Below are 20,950 nucleotides of genomic sequence, written 5' to 3'. Positions count from 1 at the left end.
TGCCGCCCCGCAACCCTTGTCGCTGCTGCGTTTGCAGTGCGTTTCGTGTTGCGAGGGGGCGAATAGTACGGGACACCCACAGGGTTGGCAAGCACTTTCTGAAAATATCTAAAAAGGCTCTTCCAAGGCCTGACTGGCTATCGCCAAAATCATCGGCTCAACGGCAAATGCGTCATATATATAGAGGCATGTGACACCATGGATTCAGCCGCCGGATTCCCCGATACGGAATTCCGGCGAAAGTGGAGACAACTAGATGGGCATTCGTATCGTCAGGCTCGGCACACCCCGCGCAGCGGATGAAGGCCTGCGCATCGGTACCGTAAGGCGGCCACCGCGAGGTGTCCCGAAGGTGGAGTTCGCCAGCAGGGACTTTTACGATGTGTGGTACCCGATACTTTCACCCTCCGCCGATCTGGTCGCGGAAGCAAAAGCAGCGGGAGACGACAAGGCCTGGCGCGCGTTCGACAAGCATTTCCGGTCGCAGATGGCCGAACCGGACGCGAGTCGCACCTTGGATCTGTTGGCGGCGCTATCCCATCGGACCAATTTCTCAGTCGGCTGCTATTGCGAGAACGAAGCCCATTGCCACCGATCGATCCTGCGAGACCTGCTGGCTAAACGCGGCGCCGATATCGCCTGAGTGTGTTCGGCGTCGGGCTATGATGCGAAGCTTCGTCGGTGGAACGGCGAAGCCTTCTTACCGCCACTTTTCTCGCCGATGGCACTGAACCTCGTCTGGCTCGGATTCTTTCTCGTTTCTTTTGTCGCCGCATGTGTGCGGTTGATTGGTGGCGACATCGCGGTGTTTCCCGCCATGCTGGCCAGCCTGTTCGACAGCGCGCGCACTGCCCTCGAGATTTCACTTGGGTTGGCCGGGGTGATGAGCCTGTGGATTGGCATCATGCGTGTCGGCGAGCGCGCCGGCGCCGTGGATATGTTCGCCCGACTGGTGAATCCACTATTGCGGCACTTCTTCCCCGGCGTGCCGCAGGCCCATCCGGCGCAAGGCGCGATGATGATGAATATCTCCGCCAACATGCTGGGGCTCGATAACGCCGCCACGCCGCTCGGGCTCAATGCGATGCGCGAGCTCCAGTCGCTGAATCGCCAGCCCGGCACCGCCACCAATGCGCAGATCATGTTCATTGTGCTGAACACGGCGGGGCTGACGCTGATTCCGACATCGGTGATCGCCATCCGGCAGGCCATGGCTGTGAAACAGGGATTGGTTGGCTTCAATGCCGCGGATATTTTTCTGCCAACGCTGCTGGCCACGGCGGTGTCTTGCCTGGCTGGTTTGCTCGCAGTCGCATGGGTTCAGCGGCTCAACCTGCTCAAACCCGCCGTACTGGTCACGTTTGGCCTCATCGGGGGCCTGCTTGGCGTCCTGTTCTTCTGGTTGCGACATGCTCCGCCAGATCAAGTCAGCAAGCTCACTGCCCTGGCCGGCAGTGGATTTATCCTTTCCCTGATCACCCTCTTCCTGGTCGCTGGAGCCCTGCGCCGCATCAATGTCTACGATGCGTTTATCGACGGCGCCAAGGAAGGGTTCGGCGTGGCGGTGCAGATCATTCCCTACCTGGTGGCCATCCTCGTTGCCATCGGCCTGTTTCGTGTAACAGGCTGCATGGATGTGGTGATGCAGGCGCTTACGAGTGTCTTTCAGTGGCTCGGCATGAATACCGATTTCGTGCCCGCCCTGCCCGTTGGGCTCATGAAGATCCTCTCCGGGGCCGGTGCAAGGGGACTAATGGTCGACGTGATGACAACCTACGGCGTCGACTCCTTCCAGGCACGGCTCGCAGCCATTATCCAGGGATCGACGGAAACCACCTTCTATGTGCTCGCGGTGTACTTCGGTAGCGTCAATGTGCGCAATACAAGGCACGCGCTAGCCTGCGCACTATTTGCTGACGGCGTTGGACTCGTTGCGGCTGTCTGGATTGCCTATCTTTTCCGCTAGTCGTTGTACGACCACAACGAGGTTGTGCGGTCATCGAACATCTCGCAAAGGGACGCTTGGTGCGACGCAACAAGTCGTGTATAGTGAAGTCTGTCTCCTCCACCACCTCGGTGGATTCCAACCCGCGCATCACCTGCGCGGGTTTTTTTTGCCCAAAATTCGGGGAATCGTGGGTCAGCTGGACTGTTTCCTTCTGTCCATATGAGGAATATGGAGCACGCACCGCCATGCACCGCGCATCCCGCTTGCGGTGCCACAATGCACGATTTACGCGCCAACTCCTGATTCAAATCAGATTTGTTGCGACGCAGCAAACAGGCAAGTACAGTGACATCGGTACTGACCCTGATACCACTCAGCCGCCCCCGCCTGCTCGATGCGCCCCGCCTTGCACTACCTCCGCTACTGGCCTGATGCCGCCTTTCTACGGCGCGGTGCAGTCTACGCGCTGTCATTTCTCACGCTCGCCGGTACGGCCTGGCTGACTGGGGACACGGGCTACATCTGGTCGGCCACGGCATCCATCTGGACTTGCCTTGCCGACCGCCCCGGCACCGCCGCCGCCCGTGTTCGTGGACTGGCAACTGTGGGTATTGGCGGCGCGGCCGTCAGTGTGATTGGCGCGAGCCTCCATGCTTCGCCGCTTGCAGCGCTGGCGTTCGTACTGGCCGCGGGTCTTATGGCAGGCTTGTCGGAGGTTCGCGGTCCCGCCACCGCGCTTTGGTTCAAGCTCCTTTACGTGGTGTTGATCGCCGCATGCCTGCAGCCTGCGTCGGGACCATCCGCCTCCGCTCATGCCTGGATGGCCGGCTTGGATTTTCTTCGCGGCGGCCTGTTCGCCTGCGCGGTCAGTCTTGTGCTGATCCCCTCGGATCGCGAGACACGCCCACGGACCGAGATCATTGCAATCTACGACGCACTGCGACGTTTCGCGGTGGCGCTCGCAGAAGCAGGCTCGCTGGATATGACACCGCACAAGCAGGAGATTCGCCTGCGCATCGAAACGGCGCGCAGGGCGCTAGCCAGCCGGCGTGGCCTGGCCGATCCCGTTGCACTCGTGCACTACGCGTACGCCATCGCGGTCGGCGATGCGATTTTCGCGCTGTTGATTGTCGCCGGCGAATTGCGTGAAAGGCTGGGCGTCGACCATGCGTTGCCACTGGCCTGCGCGGCTAGCCGCCTGACCGACATGCACGCTCAAGTTCTGCAAGCCCTGTCCTGCCACGGCCCGGACCTTCCCGCGCTGACGGCCATGCTCTTCCGAGACCTGCGCGAAATGGCTGCCCGGCGTACGTATGCCAGCACGCCTCCGGCATATCAATCGGCCCTGGCAGCGCTTGCGCAGTTTCCTGCGTTCGACCGCTGGCGCGAGGGCTTCTCCTGGCCGATCAGCGGATTCGCCGGCCTGATCGATCGCCTCGGTCTCATGCTTGCAGATCTGGCCGCGCGCGACACTCGTGTCACCCGGCACGCGGTGCGCCTTGCGCTCGCCGGCGGCCTGAGTCTTCTACCCGCGCAGATCTGGCATGTCGATCACGGCTACTGGGTGGCCGTCACCGTGATCATGGTGTTGAGTCCGCGGCTGCAGACAACCCGCCAGATCTCGTTTTTGCGATTTGCCGGATCTCTGGCCGGTGCCCTGTTCGCCTGCGCGATCAGCCTGTTGCACCCAACGCCCGCGCCGGTACTGGGACTAAGCGCCCTCTTCCTGGCGGGTGCCTATACTGCGCGGCTGGCAGGCAACCCTGGGGGCTTTGCCTTCTGTCTCACACCAGCGGTCATTCTCTTCTCCTGGCTCGGTGAACCCACATCGAGCAGCAGCCAGGTCGCAGCGATGCGAGGGCTCGATACCGCGATCGGGTGTCTGATCGCACTGGCTAGCTATTACATACTGGCACCGCGTGCCGAGCTATCGCGCGTCTTCCGCCACAGCATTGACGCGCTGGCGGTCAACGCCGTCTACCTGCGCGCGGCGAGCCGCGCCTCGCGCACACTCACGCCGTCCCATTTGCGGCTCGAGGCCCTGCGCGTGGCGGCGGGCCGTGCATCATCTCGCGCCGAAGCCACGCTGTCCCAGTCTGCCGGGGATCTCGCTTCCGATCTGACGGCGGCCCACACGTCGCTCCATGACACGGCGCGGCGCATGGCTTCTCTTGCCGGGCTGATTCGGGCCAGCGCAGAATCGGGAAGTGTCGACCAACACCCGGGTCCCGGGGTTCAGGCCCTGCTCTCGGCACTTGAGGTACGACTGGCGGAGGTTGCGGCACGACCAGGGCGGATTGATGCGATAGCCACCTCCGCGCCTGACTGGATCGGACCATCTCCACTCGCCACCACGGCATTCGAGCAGTTTCTGGTCGAACAAGCGGCGTACGCCAATGCCCACGTCGACAGCGCGCATCAAGCCGTTGCCCGGATCAGCGCACTGGCCGCTGCGCACGAGCACGGCGGCCGCTCCCGGCGAGGCAGCCTGCGCGCCAGTTGATGTGATCGGCCAAAAGGAGAAATTCAGGCTCGCCCAGGGTTGCCGGACGGCTGCAGTTACCTATATTGAAAGGATATTCGCCGTTTCCCCGTTCCCGGCAAGACGAGGTGCGCCATGGTCGATATCACGTTCCCGAACAGCAACCCGACATACTGTGGCACCAGTCTGACGCTCTCCTGCCCGGCCACCGTCAACGGCAATCGTTCGCAATATTCGGTCACGGCCGAGGCGCTTGAGGCCTATTGCGGCGCGCGTTCCCCGCGCGAAGAGGATCTGGTGCGCGCCTTTACGAACAACCGCGCGCGCATCGAGCAACTGGCGCACAGCATGTTCGAACTGACCGAAGCGCGCGAGATCATGCTGCGTGGCGGACACTTCCGCTTCGCCGGCTGAACGTTCGCGCGCCTGGCTTGTTACTGCTCTGACGACGTCCCGCGCACCAGCAAGACCGGCATGGTCGACTGACGAATCACGGCTTCGGCAACGCTGCCGAGCACGAGCCTGCGCACGCCGCGTCGGCCGTGTGTACCGATAACGAGCAAATCGCCGCCCCACTCACTGGCCGCAGCGTTGATCGACCCAGCTATGTCCCCGGCCACGGCAGGTTCCGTGACGAGTTTCGTCTCGAACTTCACCCCGGCATCGCCAAGCAACTTGCTGGCCGCCTCGAGGGCCCGAGTGCCGCTTTCCACGAAAGCGCGTTCGATCTGCGACGGATCGTAGTACCCGGCGTCGAACAGCACCATGGCATTGTCGACGACGTAGAGCGCGAGAATCGTCGCCCCGCTGCCCCTCGCCACACGAATCGCCTCCTGCAATGCCAGATCCGAGGTGCTGCTTCCATCCACGGCCACCACGATCTTGCTGTAAGCCTTGCTCGCCATTGCATTGCCCTCCAGTAAAGAGATGAATTTTCATACTACACGTGGCGCGTGCCTCACGTGACGGCGTGATTCTGAAAACGTTCGCCAATCGGATAGTCTTTTAAATTGACCGACCGGTCGGTTTATATATATAGTGAGCAAGCCCGACCGACCCAAGCACCCAGATCACAAATCACGAGTCGGCCCGTCGCAGCAGACGCCCCGTCAAGGAGACGTGATGTACACACAGAGCCTCGACCTGCCCGGCCAGGCACCGCAAGTGGCGCCCATCGCCCCGGAATTCGCCGATCAACAGGCCGCGTTCGATGCCCGCATTGCCGATGACGGCAAGATCGAGCCGATGGACTGGATGCCGGACGCCTATCGCAAGACCCTTGTCCGCCAGATCTCGCAACATGCGCATTCCGAAATCGTCGGCATGTTGCCCGAAGGCAACTGGATCAGCCGCGCGCCGTCGCTGAAGCGCAAAGCCATCCTGCTGGCCAAGGTCCAGGACGAAGGCGGTCACGGACTCTATCTATATAGTGCGGCCGAAACCCTCAATGCCTCGCGCGACGACCTCGTCGATGCGCTGCACGCGGGCCGCGCCAAGTATTCGTCGATCTTCAACTACCCGACGCTGACTTGGGCGGATGTCGGCGTCATCGGCTGGCTGGTCGACGGCGCCGCGATCATGAACCAGATCCCGCTGTGCCGCTGTTCATACGGGCCGTATGCGCGGGCCATGATCCGCATCTGCAAGGAAGAATCGTTCCACCAGCGCCAGGGCTACGACGCGCTGCTGGCGATGATGCGTGGCACCGAAGCGCAGCGCGAGCTGGTGCAGGACGCCGTCAATCGCTGGTGGTTCCCGGTGCTGATGATGTTCGGCCCGCCCGACTCCGCATCTACCAATAGCGCTCAGACCATGGCCTGGGGCATCAAGCGCATTTCCAACGATGACCTGCGGCAGAAGTTCGTCGATGCCACCGTCGAGCAGGCCAATGTGCTCGGCGTGACGTTGCCCGATCCCGGCCTGGTATGGAATGCCGAGCGCGGCCACTACGACTACAGCCCGCTCGACTGGGAAGAGTTCTGGCGCGTGATCAACGGTGACGGCCCGTGCAACCGGGAGCGCCTGGCCACACGCGTCAAGGCACATGACGACGGCGCCTGGGTACGGGAAGCCGCACTGGCTCACGCCGAAAAACAGGCACGTCGCAAGGCCGACGCCAAAGCAGCCTGAACGCCAAGAGGAGACAGACATGACGCAAAAGGAATGGCCGCTGTGGGAAGTCTTCGTCCGCAGCAAACAGGGCCTGGAACACAAGCACTGCGGCAGCCTGCATGCCGCCGATGCGCAGCAAGCACTGCTCATGGCACGCGACGTCTACACGCGCCGGCAGGAAGGCGTGTCGATCTGGGTGGTGCCATCGTCGGCGATCACGGCGAGCGCGCCTGCCGAGAAGGGCGAGTTGTTCGACCCGGCGGCCGACAAGATCTACCGCCACCCGACGTTCTATCAGTTGCCCGAAGAAGTGAACCACATGTAAGGCCGGCGACATGAATTCATCCATCACTGCCGCCTCCAACGGCGACGCCCCACTGGCCGGCCTTCCGCTCGCTCACACCGCGCCGCTGCAGTATGTGCTCCGCCTGGCCGACAATGCGCTGATCCTGGGACAGCGCAATGCCGAATGGTGTGGCCACGGCCCGGCGCTAGAGGAAGACATCGCGCTGACCAACATCAGTCTCGACCTGATCGGGCAGGCCCGGCTGCTCTACAGCCATGCCGGCGTGCTCGAAGGCCAGTTGACCGGCCGAACCCGGCATGAAGACGACTACGCCTACTGGCGTGGCGAGCGCGAGTTTCACAACTGGACGCTGCTGGAACTGCCGCACCACGGACCGCTGGCCGGCACTGCGCGCGCGGATCGTGACTACGCCATCACCATCATGCGCAACTTTCTGTTCGGCGCGTTGATGGTGGAGTTGTGGCCCGCGCTGGAGCGCAGCCGCGACGCCGAGCTCGCCGCCATCGCCGCCAAGTCGGTAAAGGAAGCGCGCTACCACCTGCACCATGCCGCCGGCTGGGTCGTGCGGCTTGGCGATGGCACCGAAACGTCTCACCTCCGGATGCAACGCGCGCTCGAGCATCTGATGCCGTACATGAACGAGTGCTTTGCCGTCGATCCGATCGAGCGGGAAGCCGCGGAGCAAGGCATCGGCGTGCTGACCGCCGACTTGCGCGATGCATGGGACGCCACGGTACGCGCCACACTCGAAGAAGCGACGTTGCGCCTGCCGACCGAGTCCGCGTTCCTCTCGACAGGCAAGCAGGGCGTGCACTCGGAACACATGGGCTATCTGCTGGCCGAGTTGCAGGGGCTTGCGCGCGCCCATCCCGGCGCGCAGTGGTAAGCCAGGGATCGAAGCCATGCGCGACACCCGTGCCCGTGATGCCACCACATCCCCGTTCGCGCCGACGTTCTCGACGCCTTCGGGGAAAAGGACCGATACGCCCGACGATCGGCTCGCCACCGCGCGCGCGGCACTGGAGGCCGTGCCAGACCCCGAAATCCCGGTCGTTTCGATCCGCGACCTCGGCATTCTGCGAGACGTGCGGCTGGGCGACGATGGACTGACGCTGGAAGCCGTGATCACGCCGACGTACTCGGGCTGCCCGGCGATGTCGCAGATCGAAGAGGACGTGGGCCGCGCGCTCGAGGCCGCTGGGGTCGCCCCCTGGCGCGTCCTCACAGTACTAGCGCCCGCCTGGAGCACCGACTGGATCACCGAATCCGGCCGCGCCAGCCTGCGCGCCTTTGGCATCGCCCCGCCGGGGCACTGCGTCACGGATGCCCAGCCGGATAACGCCAAACCGCTGCGCTTCGTGCCACGGGCCCAGTCTGAAGACGCCGTGACATGCCCGCGCTGCGGCAGCCCCCATACGCAGGAGCTGTCGCGCTTTGCGTCCACTGCATGTAAGGCGCTCTACCGATGCCTGGACTGCCGTGAGCCGTTCGACTATTTCAAACCTTACTGACCCCCACCGGCCATGACCCCACAGTTCCATCCGCTGCGCGTGGCGCAGGTTCGTCCGGAGACGTCCGATACGGTGTCGATCGCATTCGATGTGCCTGACGCCCTGCGGGATGCCTACCGGTTCACCCAAGGCCAGTTCCTCACGTTGAAGGCGCCGGTCGGCGGCAACGACGTGCGCCGTTCGTACTCGATCTGCAGTGGCGTGCAGGACTACGCTGAAAGCGGCGAACTGCGCGTGGCGGTCAAGCTCGTCGACGATGGTGTGTTTTCGACCTGGGTCCACGACAACGTCGAAGCCGGACAGACGCTAGACGTCATGACACCCGATGGACGCTTCCACGTGCCGCTGGATCCGGCCGCGTCGCGTCATTACGTGGCCTTCGCCGCCGGCAGCGGCATCACGCCGGTGCTATCGCTGATCCGCACCACGCTTGCCGTGGAACCGAACAGCCGCTTCACGCTGGTCTACGGCAATCGCAGCGTCGACACGATCATCTTCTCCGAGGCGCTCGAGGACCTGAAGAATCAGTATTTGTCGCGCTTCACGCTCTATCACGTACTGTCGCGCCAGCCGCAGGAGGTGGATCTGCTGCATGGCCGCCTGGATCGCGAACGCGTGAGCCGATTCCTTGACGCACTGATTCCGATCGACGATATCGACGCCGCGTTCGTGTGTGGCCCCGCGTCGATGATCGACGAGGTGGAGGAGGCGCTCAAGGCAGCCGGGCTCGACCCGCACCGCATCCATGCCGAGCGCTTCGGCGTGCCGCTCGGCCCACGGCGCGAAACACCCGTTTCGCTCGAAGGACAGACCGGCACGGCCGAACTGGTGGTGGTGCTGGACGGCAAACAGCACAAGATGCGCCTGCCGCTTGGCAATGCCAAAGTGCTCGACACCGCGCTGGCGGCCGGCCTCGACCTGCCCTACGCCTGCAAGGGCGGGGTCTGCTGCACCTGCCGGGCGAAAGTGCTCGAGGGCGAGGTTGAAATGGAGAAGAACTACACGCTCGAGCCGTGGGAGATGGAAAAGGGCTTTGTCCTGACCTGTCAGGCCCGGGCGGTGACGCCGCGCGTGGTGGTCAGCTACGACGAGCGCTAGGCGTCGCGCATATGGTGGAAATCCCACACGCCGGGATGCCGCCAATGCGCGACTGACCACATGCCGTGATTACAATGGCGGAGACAGGCTTGATCCGTCGCACCCTATACAATCACGGTCATGCAATATATCCATGTCGTCAACGGCGATGTCGCGGGCACCACGCTGCGCCAGGCTCTGGCCCAGGCGGCCCGTCCCGATCCGGTTGTCGTCCTCCGTGACGACCTCGCCGTCGGCCCCATTGCCGATATCGACAGTACCGGCCTGATCCGCTCCGGCTTTTGGCAGCGGGTAGCGCCCCATTCCGATATCGATTTCGCCGCCGAGATGCGCCAGGCGCTGGATCAGTTCCAGGCCCTGCGCCGCGACGACATGGAGGTGGCGATCTGGCATGGCCAGAGCGCGTCAGACCAGTTGATGTTGCGCCGAGTGGTCTTTCATCTCTATCAGACGCCGCAGCGGATCAACGAGGTGGCGATGGACCTGCGCGAGCTGGAAACGCCGACGCATGGCAGCCTGACCGCCATCGGCATGTATTCGGCCGCCAGGCTGGCGCGCCGGTTCTCGACCATCGCGCCGGTCTCGGTGCTGCGCCTGGGCCGGCTGGGCTACGAGTGGCAGCAGAACGTCAAGGAAAATGCCGACGTGCGGCTGTGGAAAGGCAACACGCTGGTGCCAGCGGCCTACCACACCGTCGACGACGTGATCCTGGAGCGCGCCCCTGCCGAGTGGACACCGGCCGCCCAAGTGGTGGGCAGCGTGATGGGGGCCATCGAAGGGCTGCTGGCCAGTGACTGGTTCGTGTTCTGGCGCTGCCGTGAGCTGGTCAGCACCGGCCAACTCGTGCTGCGCGGCAACCCTGAGGCACTCGACACCTGCGAGATCCGTCGCAACAGCCTCGCCGACGACGACGCGTGAACCCGGTCCCTTAATCGACCCAGCAAACCCCAGCGACCCCCGATCGCCCTCCCGGCGAACATTTCGGAGCCATATGGCCAGAACCAAAGCGCCCGATTTCGAGGCGCAACGAGAACAAATCCTTGACCTGGCAGCGGCTGCCTTCGCGGCCACCAGCTACCCGAGCACGTCGATGGCCGATCTGGCCGCCGCGTGCGGCACGTCGAAAGCCCGGCTGTACCACTACTACGAGAGCAAGGAGGCGATCCTGTTCGACCTGCTGGACCGCTATACGTGTCAGCTCATGCAAATCGTCAGCGAGGTGGAAGCGGATAGCGCGCGGCGCGGGCTGAACAGCCGGGAGACATTCGGGCACCTGTTGCGCGCCTTCCTGGCCGAATACGAAACGTCGCAGACACGCCATATCGCACTGATCAATGACGTGAAGTTCCTGGCCGAAGAACAGCGCGACCAGATCCTCAAGCGCGAGCGAGACGTGGTGGCCGCTTTCACTCGCCTGCTGCGCCTTGCCTATCCGGACCGGGTCACGGCCGAGAACCAGACCGCGCTGACCATGACGGTGTTCGGCATGATCAACTGGACGTTCACGTGGCTCAAGCCCGGCGGCAAGCTGTCATACGCCCAGTTCGCGGAGATGGTGGTCGACCTCCTCGAAGGCGGCCTGACCCCGCGCGGGACGGGCATCACCGGATAGCGCCGCCCCCCCTGCGGCAGCGCCCGCCATCAGGACCACTCGGCCTCCTCGCGCTTGCGCCGCTGCTCGCGATCCTGCCGGAACATTTCCTCGAGCTCGTCTCGCGCCTGTTTGGTCAGGGACGTCAGCTTCTTCTGGTCTGTGTAGTACGGATAGAACCGGTCGATCCCCTGGATGTTGTGACGGCGGAACCGAAGCGCCACGTTGCGTGCCTCCGCGGGGTCGAAGCCGAGGCCTTCCAGCACGCGGCGTCCCATCATCAGCGACCCCTCGAACATCTCACGCTCGTAGATGCCAACACCCCGGTCCTTGAGCTGGTAGACGTGCGATACATGGCGTGCCCGGGCGCAGATCGTCAACTCCGGCCAGCGCTCACGCACGCGGTCGATCAAGGCGAGGCTGTCTTCCATGCCATCGATCGCCACGACCAGAATCTTCGCCTCCGCCACGCCGGCTGCCTCGAGCAGGTCCACCCGCGTGGCATCGCCATAGAAAATCTTGAAGCCGTACTGGCGCAGAAACTCGATCTGGTCCGGATCATGGTCGAGCACGGTCACACCGATGCCCTGCGCATAGAGCAGGCGACCGATGATCTGACCATACCGCCCGAAACCCGCGATGATTACCGGGTTGTGCTGCGGCGGGATCACATCGTCGGGCTTCCGCATCAGGATGTGCAGGCGCGGCGCGATCAGCTGATCGAAGACAAGCAGCAACAGCGGCGTGGCCACCATCGACAGCGCCACGATCAGGACCAGCAGCGCGTGCATATGCTCGCTCAGCAGGCCAACGTTGTCGGCCACCGAAAACACCACGAACGCGAACTCGCCGCCTTGCGAGATCAATAGCCCGAACAGCAACCACTGGCCTCGCGCAATCCCGAACCGAGGCGCGAGCACCGCCAGCACCAGGGTCTTGACCAGTACGAATCCAGCAACCAGCCCAAGTACCTTCCACGGCGCCTGGGCGAGCACGCCGAAGTCGATCGACATGCCGACGGCCATGAAGAACAGGCCGAGCAGCAACCCCTTGAATGGCTCGATGTCGGCTTCCAGCGCGTGTTTGTACTCGGAGTCCGCCAGCAGCACGCCGGCGACGAATGTGCCAAGCGCCATCGACACGCCCACCGCTTCCATCATCAGCGCGATGCCAACCACCAGCAGCAGCGCGAAGGCGGTGAACATCTCGCGCATGTCCGTGCGCGCGATGAAGCGCAATGCGGGCCGCACCAGGTACCGGCCACCGACCACCACGATGCCGAGTACGGCCACCGCCCTGGCCACCGTTTGCCAGTGAGGCGGGCCGTGGGGTGCGATGTCGGCGGCATCGATCGCCAGCAAGGGCAGCAGCGCGATCATCGGGATCGCAGCGATATCCTGGAACAGCAGAATGCCGAAGCTGGCCGCACCAGCGGGCGTGCCCATCAGATTCCGCTCGGCCAGGGTAGCAAAGGCAATGGCGGTAGACGACAGCGCGAGGCCCAGACCGGCGACGATCGCAACCTGCCACGACGCGCCCAGCAATGCGGCCGCTCCCCCGACTACCAGCGCACAAGCTGCCATCTGGGCCGTGCCATAGCCAAAGATCGTCTTGCGCAGGTTTTTCAGCTTGCGTGGCTCGAGTTCGAGGCCGATCACGAACATCATCAGGACAACGCCGAACTCCGAGAAATGGAGAATCGACTCGACGTTGGTCACCAGCCTCAGCGCGTAGGGTCCGATTGCCGCACCCGCCAGCAGATATCCGAGCACGGCGCCAAGCCCGAATCGCCGCGCCAGCGGCACAGCCACCACTGCCGCCACTAGGAAGACGACCAGCGCAATCATGAAATCGTGCTGGTTCATGGCGCGTCCTCCCCGCCCAGCTCCGCATCGGTCCACTGTTGCGTTTCAGGGGGTAGCGGTAGCGCCGGCAGATGACGCGCCACATGCTCGATATGGAGCGCCACGGCATCGCTATCGGCGTTGTCGGCGTCATGCAGCACCACCGGCGGCAGCCAGGTCATGCCGCACAACAGCGCGGTCTGTTCGAGCGGCAGCAGGAAATCGGCGATTGGATGGCCATGGGTGCCCTCCGGGCCATAGGCATCGGCATGACCACCGGTGCTGACCACAGCCAGCATCGACTTGCCACGCAGCGCCGTGCCGCCGGGGCCAAAGGCCCAGCCGCTTTCGAGCACATCATCCAGCCACAGCTTGAGAAGCGCCGGCACGCTGTACCAGCGCACGGGAAACTGCAGGACCAGGGTCTCGGCGGTGGACAGAAGGCGTTGCTCGGCGACGACATCGATGTCGTAGTCGACGTAGAGCCGGTACAACTCGCGCACTTCCACATGGGGCAACGCAGCCAGCGCTTCGGCGAGGGGACGGTTGACGCGTGAACGCCTGGGTGACGGATGCGCGAAGATCACAACTACGGGGGGCTCGGTCATGGTGTCTGGGTACGAACGGGTCCAGCGAGTGGCCGGCAGCAGGAGAATGCGGCGTTGCAGCAAATCCACAACACACCCCCTGATGACGCCAGAATCGCGCGGCCAAACCGTTGATTTGGCTCAATTTTTCGAAATATCACACTTTTCTGGGTGTGTTGCGGCGCAGGGTAGCTTACGCGAGACTGACAATTCCACTACAATAGTTTTCGCGTCGCAGCAACCTAGTGTTTGCCCGGATCCAGTGCATCGTGACACGAAAGTGCACAGGCATCCACCGCGACGGTGTTATTTTTATACCGATCACTGAAGAAGGAAACAAAAGTGAACCCGCTCGAACTGAGCAAGGCCGTCGGAGCCGTAACCGACGAAGATCTCCGCCGTGCAGCCGCAGCAAGCCAGGCAGCCCACCGTCACACCGTTCTGGTTCGTGAACTGGCCGCCCATCATCGCTCGCGCCTGCTCAAGCATTTCCTCGCCCTGGGTGAGGAGGATCGCCTGCTCCGTTTTGGCCAGTCGGTGGGTGATCACGTGGTGGAGGCGTACGTCGACAGCATCGACTTCGACCACGACAGCGTGTTCGGCGTCTACGACGAGAACCTGGAACTGATCGGCGTGGGTCACTTCGCCAACCTGCGTGACAATGCGCAGGGCCGCGTGGCCGAATTTGGCGTGTCGGTCTCCAAGAGCGCGCGTGGCCGCGGTATCGGCAGCGCGCTGTTCGAGCGGGCCGCGATCCACGGGCGCAATACCAGCGTGCGTACCCTTTACATGCACTGCCTGTCGCGCAACGCGGCGATGATGCACATCGCCAAGAAGGCCGGCATGAAGGTGCAGTATGCGTACGGTGAAGCCGATGCATACCTGGAATTGACGCCGGCCGACACCGTGAGCCGCCTGACCGAAGCGCTTGACGAGCAAGTTGCCGACCTCGACTACATGATGCGTCGCAATCTGCGCGATGCCCGCCGCTTCGGCCTGCGCTTCTGGCGTTCGCTGGTGCCGCAGAAACACACGGTCTGACACACGCCGCGCTAGCACGCCCAACACGCTAGCTCGGAAATGCAAACGGCGCACCCTCGCGGTGCGCCGTTTGCATTGGTATGGCGTTCAGCCAGCCGATCAGGCGTTGCCAGCTACTGGCAGCGCCGTGGTGTCCTTGATCGATTCGAGTGCGAAGCTCGAACGCACATCAATCACGGAAGGATGCGCAAGCAGTTGCTCCTGCATGAAGCGGGCAAAGTGTTCCATGTCCTCGACATACACCTTGAGCAGCAGGTCCATCTCGCCGGTCATGGCGTGGCAAGCCGCGACTTCGGGCCACGTCTGGATGGCCGCCCGGAAGAGGTCTAGCGGCGCCTTGCCTTTCGGGGTGCCCCCCTGCTTCTCCAGCCTGACGTTGATATAGGCGAGCAGGCCCAGCCCGATCTTGTTGGGCTCCAGCAGCGCTGCATACTGGCGAATGACGCCAATCTCCTCCAGACGACGGATGCGACGCAGACAAGGGCTTGGCGACAGATTCACGCGCTCCGCCACTTCCAGGTTCGTCAGCCTTCCATTGGTCTGCAGGACTTCCAGGATCTTTCGGTCGATCTTGTCCAGCTCCACCTTGCTCACGTTTTGTTGCTCCGCAATATGTTTGTCGGCAATTTTTTTGCGCAAATTTAACAAGTCGTGCACAAATGCGCAATTTTTTTGATGCGATACCCGCTATCACGGGCCAAATACGCCGATGAAATGCACTGGATTGCACAGGCAAGGATGGTGCCATGATCTTTCGTGAGTCCCGTCCACGAAAAAAAAGCGCGACCCGAAGGTCGCGCTCATCTGCCGGTGAAAGTTGGCTTAGTTGCCGCCGCTCGAAGGCGCTGCAGGCGCAGGCGCGGCACCCGGACCGCCAGGGCCGCGGCGCTCCATCCGGTCCATACGATCCTTGTGCATCTTCTGCATGCTGGCTTCGATCTCAGCCATCGTCACCTTGCCATCGTGATTGGCATCGATCCGATCGAAGCGGTTTGCCATGCGCGGGAAGGCCGCCTTGAACTCGTCGCGGGTCAGCGCACCGTCATTGTTCTTGTCGGCGGCCTTGAACTTGGCCTCGAAATCAGCCTTCATCTCGGCCCGACGCTGCTCCCACATTGCCTTGTGAAAGGCCGCCAGTTCGGACTTGTCGAGCTTGCCGTCGTGGTTCGTATCGATCTTGTTGAACAGCGCATCAAACTCGGCCTTCGAGATCGTGCCGTCCTTGTCCGTATCGGCCAGCTTCATCAGCCAGTCTCCGCCGCGGTGCTCGCCGGGGCCACCCATGCGGTGCATGGGCATGCCTTGCGGGCCATCGGACGGCGCAGGCGCTGCAGCTTGGGCAAAGGCGCCACCGGCGACCAGGAATACGGCGGAAGCCGCGATGAACTGCTTGAGTGCGTGCGTCTTGTGATTGCGTTGCATGTCTGTGCTCCTTTTCATCACGTTGGGCATGTACAGATTAGAACCCAGACAACCACGCAAGTTTGGCGCTTTTAATACGATGTTACGGGGCTCACAGAACAGACGAGTGCCGTAAACAGACGCAAGATACTCAAACACTGCGCAACATTCTGAAACGCGGGGGCATCCGACAGGCTTAGTCCTTCGCGCCCAAGCTCTCGCCAACCGGGCCTTGCGCGGGCGCATGTTGAGGCGGCGGCGGCACCGGCTGCGCCGGGGATGCGCTGAACTCCTGTGGCTGCGCCGGCGCGTTGACCACGCTCGGCGGGACGGGGGCCGGCATCGGTGTCGATAGCGGTGCACCGGCACCGGCCGGCGGCGCCGCGCCGAGGTTGCCCGGCCGACCCGCTGTCGGCGTGTTCTGCACCGGCAATGCAATCTCCTGACGCACGCCGTTGCGTTCGATCACGATGTTGCGGCCGTGGATTTCCGTCAAACGAATCTGCGCAGACAGCGATGTGCCGACGCGCACGGCCTTGGGCGGCCCGCCGTCGAGCGACAGAATTGCCGCCGCAGGGCCGACGCCGTCCAGATCCGCCACGACGCCGATCAGTTGCACATCGCGAACGCCTGACTGGGCGCTGCCGCCGAATAGCGTCGCCACCGCTCCGGTCTCGACTGGCTCGGTCTGGGCGAGACGCGCGGATGTGGGTACGGGGATCGTCCGCATCGCGCTGAATACCAGGACCCAATGGGTCACCAGTGCGCACAGCGCGACAAACAGCGCCAGGCCGGCCAGGCGAGGCATCCAGGCGGCGGACGGGTCGAAACGGAGGGCAGGCCGAAGCAGGGTTGACACAGATCGATACGCCGGGCGGCTCGAATAGGGAGACCGCCTAGCGTACCAGACCCACATGTCACCTGTCGTCTGCCAACTGACGCAATATCAGCCGGCAGATTCGAAGAATGCGACGGCGATCAAAGGATGTCGTCGAGCAGGTCCGGCCCGAACACTTCGCGATGAATATGTCCGACTGGAACGCCCGAGGCGATCAGCGCGCGACGCTGCTCCTGCATGAAGCCAAGCGGGCCACACAGATAGAAGCGGGCGTCATTGAAAGCGGCGTTGTCACCAGACTTGAGCAGGGCCTCGACCGGCATCGTGCCGGCGTGGTCGTAGTCGCGCCCCGAGGCATCCACCGACTGCGGCGTTTCATAGCTGACATGGGTACGCAGATTGGGCATCCGCTCGCGCGCCCATGCCAGGTCGCGACGATGCGCGTGCTGGCGACCATGACGGGCGGCATGGGCAAACAGCACCGGCCGTTGCGGATTTTCGTGTGCGAGCGTGCGCAACACCGAGACCATCGGCGTCACGCCGATGCCTGCCGACATCAGCACGATCGGCTGGCGGCTGTCGAGCTCGGGCGCGAAATCGCCCCAAGGGGTGCTCACGTGCAGCGTCGTGCCGACCTGGGCGTTCTCATGCAGCCAGTTCGATACCGTCCCCGCCGGCGCGTCGCTTGCGCCATCTTCGCGCTTCACCGAGATACGCCACGTCGGGAGGCCGCGCTCGCCCGAAAGCGAATACTGGCGCAGTTGACGGCGTCCGTCGGCGAACGATGCCTCAACGCTGATGTACTGACCCGGCACGAAGTCACGCAGCGGCGAGCCGTCTTCGGCGGCCAGCGTCAACGCCACCACCTGATCCCCCTCCTGTTCGCGGTTCACCACGCGCACGCGCAGAAGTTCACCTGCCGCCACGCCATGGCGTTCATAGAGTCGGGCCTCTGCGGCAATCAGTTCGCCGGCCAGCAGCCAGTAGGCTTCGTCCCAGGCGGCCAGCAGCGGCGGCGTGGCGGCGTCGCCCAGCACGGCGGCAATGGCTTCCAGCAAATACTTGCCGACGATCGGATAGTGAGCCGGCGTCAATCCGACCGCCACGTGCTTGTGGACGATGCGCTCGACCACGGGCGCAAGCACGTCGGCACGATCGATGTTGGCCGCATAGGCGAACACTGCCGAGGCCAGCGATTGCTGCTGCGAGCCATTGGCCTGATTGCCCATGTTGAAAATGCGCTTCAGTTCGGGGCGCGCCGCGAACATCTCTCGGTAGAAATGTGTCGTGATCGCAAGACCGTGCTCACGCAGCACGGGGACGCTGGCATCAATATAGGGGCGGGAAGCAGCGGACAACATCAGCAAAACTCCTTGATTCATGCATATAAAATGCATGTTTTTGCGCACAATAAAGCCGGCAGACGACATGGGTCGGGGTGGCCCCCCGAATCCTTATGCCACGTGCCGGCTCAGGAAATCTCGATGCAGGCTGATGATCGATTCGGCCGTGCGGCTACCTGACACATCGGCCAGGGTCACACCATCCAGCGCGCGATAGAACGCCTCTTCGGCGTCATCGAGTGCCCGTTTCAAACGGCAGTTGCCATTCAAGGCACATGGCGGATCGGCGCAGTCGATGATGGCCTTGCGGCCTTCGAGTTCGCGCAGGATCGCGCCGACGGACAGTTTTTCCGCTCCCGGGCCGAGTTGCAGACCACCGTGGCGCCCGCGCGTTGCCGAAATCCAGCCGAGCTTCGACAACCGCGCAGCCACCTTCACAAGGTGGTTATGCGAGATATCGAATTGCTGGCCAACCTCGGCAATCGTGATTGGCCGGCTGCCGTCGCCGCGTGATACATACATCAGCAGGCGCAGCGCGTAGTCGGAGAATCGGGTCAGTTGCATCGTGACTGGAATCATAGATAACGTGCATCGCCAATGCAAGATTTTTGATGCAATGCAGCATTAAGCACAGCCGGATCTGCCTCAGCACATTAAACAGTCATGCGGCGGCGGTTATACTTTCCGATCATACCCGCCGCGCTGCTTGCCTCGGCGCGGCTCTCTCCCGACATACAAGTCCAAGGCACTATTCACGATGCGCAGATTCGCCACCCAGCCCGACACCCGACTCCCCAGCCAACGCCGTCGCGCGCGCGGCTTCACCCTGATCGAAATCATGGTGGTGATCGTGATCCTGGGGGTGCTCGCGGCCCTGGTGGTGCCGAAAATCATGAGCCGCCCCGATGAGGCACGCATCGTCGCGGCGCGTCAGGACATCTCGTCGGTCATGCAGGCGCTGAAGCTTTACCGCCTCGATAATGGCCGCTACCCGACCACCGAACAGGGTCTGGCGGCGCTGGTGACCAAGCCGACCATCGAGCCCGTTCCCAACAACTGGAAGGGCGGTGGTTACCTGGAAAAGCTGCCGAAGGATCCGTGGGGTCATCCGTACCAGTACCTGAACCCGGGCGTACGCGGTGAGATCGACGTGTTCAGCTTCGGTGCCGATGGCCAGCCCGGCGGCACCGGCAACGACGCCGACATCGGCAACTGGGAATAAGCGCCCTTTCTGATCCATGCGCCCGGCGACACCACGCGGCCTGACCGCATTCGCTCCTTGTCGCCGGACGTGCCGCCGGGTCCCCGGCTTCACCCTGCTCGAACTGCTGGTGGTCATGGTGATCGCTGGCATCGTTATCTCGCTGGTGGCCGTCAATGCATCGCCCAACGAACGCGGGCGCGTGCTCGACGACGGCCAGCGCATCGCCCGCCTCTTCGAACTCGCCCAGGAAGACGCCCAGCTTGGCGCCCGCCCAATCGCCTGGGAGGGTGATGCCGGGGGCTGGCGCTTTCTCGAATCCACGCCACAGGGCTGGGTGCCGATGCGGACCGATATCTTCGCGCCTGGTCAATGGCGGGTACGCCTGGACGGCGCCGTCATTGCCGAAGGCGGGCGCCGCCTGGGTGCCGGCCCGGTTCGATTGGTCTTTGGTCGCGAGCTGATCGACGAACCGCAGCGCCTGATCCTCACGAGCGGCGCCATTCGCGTCGACGTGACCGGCGATGGCAGCGGCCGCTACGTGGCCACGGTCCTGCAATGAGCGCGCGTCGCATTCGTGAACATCGCCGCGAAGGCTTCACGCTGATCGAGGTACTGGTCGCGCTGACAATCCTCGCAGTGGCCCTGACCGCCGCCATGCGGGCGATGGGTTCGATGACCGAGTCGAGCATCTCGCTCCAGCAGCGCATGCTGGCTGAGTTCAGCGCCGAGAACCACCTCGCCACATTGCGACTTTCGAAGACCTGGCCCGAGCCCGGCACGCGTGGCTATGACTGCCCGCAGGGCGGCGCCACGCTTTGGTGCGAGGAATCCGTCACGAGCACGCCGAATCCCTCCTTCCGGCGCGTCGAGATCTCCGTCTTCCCTTCGGCCACCAACAAGTCCGTGCGGCTGGCCTGGCTCGTCACGCTGGTTCCGAATGAAACGCGCAATGTCCTCTGACCGCAGCCGCGGCTTCACGCTGCTCGAGATGCTGGTGGCGATCACGCTGCTGGCCGTGATGGCCGTGATCGGATGGCGCGCGCTCGATTCGATGACGCGCACCCGTGAACGTCTGGTCGATCACGACAAGCGACTCGATACACTCAAGGTGCTCTATGGGCAGTTCCAGTCCGATTGCGAGCACCTGACCCTGCCTGCCCTGCTGCAGGCCAGCCCGGTGGAACTCGCCCAGAATCAGATACTGATGGTGCGCGATCGACGCGATGCCGGCTCGCCGCCGGCCTGGCAGGTCGTGTCCTATCGCCTGGACGGCAACACGATCGTCCGCGCGGCAAGCCGCCCGGCGATGTCGCGCAACGAGGTACAGAACGCCATCCAGTCGATGCGTCAGACGGCTGCCACGACAGGTGTCCAGCTGCGTCCGCTGCTGCCCGACGCCGAGCAGCTTTCCGCACGGGTCTGGGTGGAGCCGTCCGGTTGGCTGACGGACACCGGGCGCATACGGGCCGCGCTGCAGCAAGGCAGCGCCGCGGCGGCAGTCGGCGCCAGCGACGCGCAGGCTGGCCTCGATCTTGTGGCGAAGACCGTGGCGATCCGTGCGGTCGAACTGACGGTCCTGGCCCGCATGGGCGACGGCGACGTACCCCGCCAGTTCCAGAAGATCTGCACGACGGGACTGTGAC

24 protein-coding genes are annotated in these 20,950 nt (G+C 63.6%); 16 read left to right on the top strand and 8 right to left on the bottom strand.

The window, feature by feature from the left end; genetic code table 11:
• Positions 1-256: 256 nt before the first annotated feature.
• The 4 genes from RN01_RS06930 to RN01_RS06915 all read left to right on the top strand — a co-directional run bounded on the left by RN01_RS06930 (position 257) and on the right by RN01_RS06915 (position 4,844).
• Positions 257-643, top strand: a complete 387-nt coding sequence (locus RN01_RS06930; RefSeq protein ID WP_017514952.1) for a DUF488 domain-containing protein — start codon at positions 257-259, stop codon at positions 641-643.
• Positions 644-721: 78 nt separating this feature from the next.
• Positions 722-1,966, top strand: coding sequence for a nucleoside recognition domain-containing protein (locus RN01_RS06925; protein WP_017514951.1), 1,245 nt, complete (start codon positions 722-724; stop codon positions 1,964-1,966).
• Between the two features lie 376 nt (positions 1,967-2,342).
• Positions 2,343-4,451, top strand: coding sequence for an FUSC family protein (locus RN01_RS06920; protein ID WP_024569353.1), 2,109 nt, complete (start codon positions 2,343-2,345; stop codon positions 4,449-4,451).
• A gap of 114 nt (positions 4,452-4,565) precedes the next feature.
• Entirely contained in the window at positions 4,566-4,844 is a 279-nt protein-coding gene (locus RN01_RS06915) for a DUF1488 domain-containing protein (RefSeq protein ID WP_011517789.1), read from the top strand.
• Between the two features lie 20 nt (positions 4,845-4,864).
• On the opposite strand, the gene RN01_RS06910 is transcribed toward RN01_RS06915, so the two are convergent.
• Positions 4,865-5,335 (bottom strand): universal stress protein, encoded by a 471-nt coding sequence (locus RN01_RS06910; protein ID WP_017515574.1) that lies wholly within the window; start codon positions 5,333-5,335, stop codon positions 4,865-4,867.
• 217 nt (positions 5,336-5,552) lie between these two features.
• Here RN01_RS06910 and paaA point away from each other — a divergent pair, with 217 nt between their 5' ends.
• The 7 genes from paaA to RN01_RS06875 all read left to right on the top strand — a co-directional run bounded on the left by paaA (position 5,553) and on the right by RN01_RS06875 (position 11,070).
• Positions 5,553-6,560: a 1,2-phenylacetyl-CoA epoxidase subunit PaaA gene (gene paaA, locus RN01_RS06905; protein WP_024569354.1), complete on the top strand. Its 1,008-nt coding sequence runs from the start codon at positions 5,553-5,555 to the stop codon at positions 6,558-6,560.
• Positions 6,561-6,579: 19 nt separating this feature from the next.
• Positions 6,580-6,867, top strand: a complete 288-nt coding sequence (gene paaB, locus RN01_RS06900) for a 1,2-phenylacetyl-CoA epoxidase subunit PaaB (RefSeq protein WP_008647104.1) — start codon at positions 6,580-6,582, stop codon at positions 6,865-6,867.
• Between the two features lie 10 nt (positions 6,868-6,877).
• Positions 6,878-7,735, top strand: a complete 858-nt coding sequence (paaC, locus tag RN01_RS06895; RefSeq protein WP_017515265.1) for a 1,2-phenylacetyl-CoA epoxidase subunit PaaC — start codon at positions 6,878-6,880, stop codon at positions 7,733-7,735.
• 16 nt (positions 7,736-7,751) lie between these two features.
• Entirely contained in the window at positions 7,752-8,360 is a 609-nt protein-coding gene (paaD, locus tag RN01_RS06890; RefSeq protein ID WP_024569356.1) for a 1,2-phenylacetyl-CoA epoxidase subunit PaaD, read from the top strand.
• A 12-nt stretch (positions 8,361-8,372) separates the two neighbouring features.
• Positions 8,373-9,458 carry a 1,2-phenylacetyl-CoA epoxidase subunit PaaE gene (gene paaE / locus RN01_RS06885; RefSeq protein WP_017515263.1) on the top strand — a complete coding sequence of 362 codons (1,086 nt, stop codon included), beginning with the start codon at positions 8,373-8,375 and terminating at the stop codon, positions 9,456-9,458.
• A gap of 120 nt (positions 9,459-9,578) precedes the next feature.
• On the top strand, positions 9,579-10,376 hold the full coding sequence (locus RN01_RS06880) for a DUF1835 domain-containing protein (protein ID WP_024569357.1): 798 nt from the start codon (positions 9,579-9,581) through the stop codon (positions 10,374-10,376).
• Positions 10,377-10,449: 73 nt separating this feature from the next.
• On the top strand, positions 10,450-11,070 hold the full coding sequence (locus RN01_RS06875; protein WP_008647112.1) for a TetR/AcrR family transcriptional regulator: 621 nt from the start codon (positions 10,450-10,452) through the stop codon (positions 11,068-11,070).
• 29 nt (positions 11,071-11,099) lie between these two features.
• Here the strand turns inward: RN01_RS06875 and kefC are convergent, their stop codons facing one another.
• Positions 11,100-12,914, bottom strand: a complete 1,815-nt coding sequence (gene kefC / locus RN01_RS06870) for a glutathione-regulated potassium-efflux system protein KefC (protein ID WP_024569358.1) — start codon at positions 12,912-12,914, stop codon at positions 11,100-11,102.
• On the bottom strand, positions 12,911-13,501 hold the full coding sequence (locus tag RN01_RS06865; RefSeq protein ID WP_024569359.1) for an NAD(P)H-dependent oxidoreductase: 591 nt from the start codon (positions 13,499-13,501) through the stop codon (positions 12,911-12,913). Before RN01_RS06865 ends, kefC begins: the two co-directional genes overlap by 4 nt.
• A 321-nt stretch (positions 13,502-13,822) precedes the next feature.
• Between RN01_RS06865 and RN01_RS06860 the strand changes: the two genes are divergently transcribed.
• Positions 13,823-14,521 carry a GNAT family N-acetyltransferase gene (locus RN01_RS06860; protein ID WP_017511945.1) on the top strand — a complete coding sequence of 233 codons (699 nt, stop codon included), beginning with the start codon at positions 13,823-13,825 and terminating at the stop codon, positions 14,519-14,521.
• Between the two features lie 99 nt (positions 14,522-14,620).
• Here the strand turns inward: RN01_RS06860 and RN01_RS06855 are convergent, their stop codons facing one another.
• From RN01_RS06855 to RN01_RS06835, 5 genes are all read right to left on the bottom strand, one after another.
• Positions 14,621-15,115, bottom strand: coding sequence for an Lrp/AsnC family transcriptional regulator (locus RN01_RS06855; protein WP_008647119.1), 495 nt, complete (start codon positions 15,113-15,115; stop codon positions 14,621-14,623).
• 228 nt (positions 15,116-15,343) lie between these two features.
• Complete coding sequence (locus RN01_RS06850; RefSeq protein ID WP_017511946.1) at positions 15,344-15,943, bottom strand: EF-hand domain-containing protein; 600 nt, start codon at positions 15,941-15,943, stop codon at positions 15,344-15,346.
• 175 nt (positions 15,944-16,118) lie between these two features.
• Positions 16,119-16,730, bottom strand: coding sequence for a general secretion pathway protein (locus RN01_RS06845; protein WP_017511947.1), 612 nt, complete (start codon positions 16,728-16,730; stop codon positions 16,119-16,121).
• Between the two features lie 170 nt (positions 16,731-16,900).
• Positions 16,901-18,121 carry a globin domain-containing protein gene (locus RN01_RS06840; protein WP_017511948.1) on the bottom strand — a complete coding sequence of 407 codons (1,221 nt, stop codon included), beginning with the start codon at positions 18,119-18,121 and terminating at the stop codon, positions 16,901-16,903.
• A gap of 93 nt (positions 18,122-18,214) precedes the next feature.
• Positions 18,215-18,667 (bottom strand): Rrf2 family transcriptional regulator, encoded by a 453-nt coding sequence (locus tag RN01_RS06835; RefSeq protein ID WP_024569529.1) that lies wholly within the window; start codon positions 18,665-18,667, stop codon positions 18,215-18,217.
• 193 nt (positions 18,668-18,860) lie between these two features.
• On the opposite strand from RN01_RS06835, the gene gspG reads away from it, so the two are divergent.
• The 4 genes from gspG to RN01_RS06815 are packed head-to-tail and all read left to right on the top strand — an operon-like array spanning position 18,861 to position 20,949.
• Positions 18,861-19,325: a type II secretion system major pseudopilin GspG gene (gene gspG / locus RN01_RS06830; protein ID WP_017511949.1), complete on the top strand. Its 465-nt coding sequence runs from the start codon at positions 18,861-18,863 to the stop codon at positions 19,323-19,325.
• 16 nt (positions 19,326-19,341) lie between these two features.
• Positions 19,342-19,866, top strand: coding sequence for a GspH/FimT family pseudopilin (locus RN01_RS06825; RefSeq protein ID WP_017511950.1), 525 nt, complete (start codon positions 19,342-19,344; stop codon positions 19,864-19,866).
• The gene (gspI, locus tag RN01_RS06820; RefSeq protein ID WP_017511951.1) at positions 19,863-20,267 is read left to right on the top strand and encodes a type II secretion system minor pseudopilin GspI; all 405 of its coding nucleotides are present in this window, start codon (positions 19,863-19,865) and stop codon (positions 20,265-20,267) included. Before RN01_RS06825 ends, gspI begins: the two co-directional genes overlap by 4 nt.
• A complete protein-coding gene (locus RN01_RS06815; RefSeq protein ID WP_017511952.1) occupies positions 20,257-20,949 on the top strand; it encodes a type II secretion system protein J in 693 nt (230 codons plus the stop codon). Before gspI ends, RN01_RS06815 begins: the two co-directional genes overlap by 11 nt.
• Position 20,950: the final 1 nt, after the last annotated feature.

Source organism: Cupriavidus sp. SHE, assembly GCF_000812445.1.
Classification (GTDB): Bacteria; Pseudomonadota; Gammaproteobacteria; order Burkholderiales; family Burkholderiaceae; genus Cupriavidus; species Cupriavidus metallidurans.
This window is presented reverse-complemented; position numbering and strand designations above follow the sequence as displayed.

Excerpts from the sequence above, each read along its gene's own strand:
- RN01_RS06920 (WP_024569353.1), top strand. The coding sequence starts at position 2,343 with ATGCGCCCCGCCTTGCACTACCTCCGCTACTGGCCTGATGCCGCCTTT.
- RN01_RS06925 (WP_017514951.1), top strand. The coding sequence starts at position 722 with ATGGCACTGAACCTCGTCTGGCTCGGATTCTTTCTCGTTTCTTTTGTC.
- RN01_RS06850 (WP_017511946.1), bottom strand. The coding sequence starts at position 15,943 with ATGCAACGCAATCACAAGACGCACGCACTCAAGCAGTTCATCGCGGCT.
- RN01_RS06915 (WP_011517789.1), top strand. The coding sequence starts at position 4,566 with ATGGTCGATATCACGTTCCCGAACAGCAACCCGACATACTGTGGCACC.
- RN01_RS06845 (WP_017511947.1), bottom strand. The coding sequence starts at position 16,730 with ATGCCTCGCCTGGCCGGCCTGGCGCTGTTTGTCGCGCTGTGCGCACTG.
- gspG (WP_017511949.1), top strand. The coding sequence starts at position 18,861 with ATGCGCAGATTCGCCACCCAGCCCGACACCCGACTCCCCAGCCAACGC.
- RN01_RS06875 (WP_008647112.1), top strand. The coding sequence starts at position 10,450 with ATGGCCAGAACCAAAGCGCCCGATTTCGAGGCGCAACGAGAACAAATC.
- RN01_RS06930 (WP_017514952.1), top strand. The coding sequence starts at position 257 with ATGGGCATTCGTATCGTCAGGCTCGGCACACCCCGCGCAGCGGATGAA.
- paaD (WP_024569356.1), top strand. The coding sequence starts at position 7,752 with ATGCGCGACACCCGTGCCCGTGATGCCACCACATCCCCGTTCGCGCCG.
- paaA (WP_024569354.1), top strand. The coding sequence starts at position 5,553 with ATGTACACACAGAGCCTCGACCTGCCCGGCCAGGCACCGCAAGTGGCG.
- paaE (WP_017515263.1), top strand. The coding sequence starts at position 8,373 with ATGACCCCACAGTTCCATCCGCTGCGCGTGGCGCAGGTTCGTCCGGAG.
- RN01_RS06825 (WP_017511950.1), top strand. The coding sequence starts at position 19,342 with ATGCGCCCGGCGACACCACGCGGCCTGACCGCATTCGCTCCTTGTCGC.
- paaB (WP_008647104.1), top strand. The coding sequence starts at position 6,580 with ATGACGCAAAAGGAATGGCCGCTGTGGGAAGTCTTCGTCCGCAGCAAA.
- paaC (WP_017515265.1), top strand. The coding sequence starts at position 6,878 with ATGAATTCATCCATCACTGCCGCCTCCAACGGCGACGCCCCACTGGCC.
- RN01_RS06910 (WP_017515574.1), bottom strand. The coding sequence starts at position 5,335 with ATGGCGAGCAAGGCTTACAGCAAGATCGTGGTGGCCGTGGATGGAAGC.
- RN01_RS06865 (WP_024569359.1), bottom strand. The coding sequence starts at position 13,501 with ATGACCGAGCCCCCCGTAGTTGTGATCTTCGCGCATCCGTCACCCAGG.
- kefC (WP_024569358.1), bottom strand. The coding sequence starts at position 12,914 with ATGAACCAGCACGATTTCATGATTGCGCTGGTCGTCTTCCTAGTGGCG.
- gspI (WP_017511951.1), top strand. The coding sequence starts at position 19,863 with ATGAGCGCGCGTCGCATTCGTGAACATCGCCGCGAAGGCTTCACGCTG.
- RN01_RS06835 (WP_024569529.1), bottom strand. The coding sequence starts at position 18,667 with ATGCAACTGACCCGATTCTCCGACTACGCGCTGCGCCTGCTGATGTAT.
- RN01_RS06880 (WP_024569357.1), top strand. The coding sequence starts at position 9,579 with ATGCAATATATCCATGTCGTCAACGGCGATGTCGCGGGCACCACGCTG.
- RN01_RS06815 (WP_017511952.1), top strand. The coding sequence starts at position 20,257 with ATGTCCTCTGACCGCAGCCGCGGCTTCACGCTGCTCGAGATGCTGGTG.
- RN01_RS06840 (WP_017511948.1), bottom strand. The coding sequence starts at position 18,121 with ATGTTGTCCGCTGCTTCCCGCCCCTATATTGATGCCAGCGTCCCCGTG.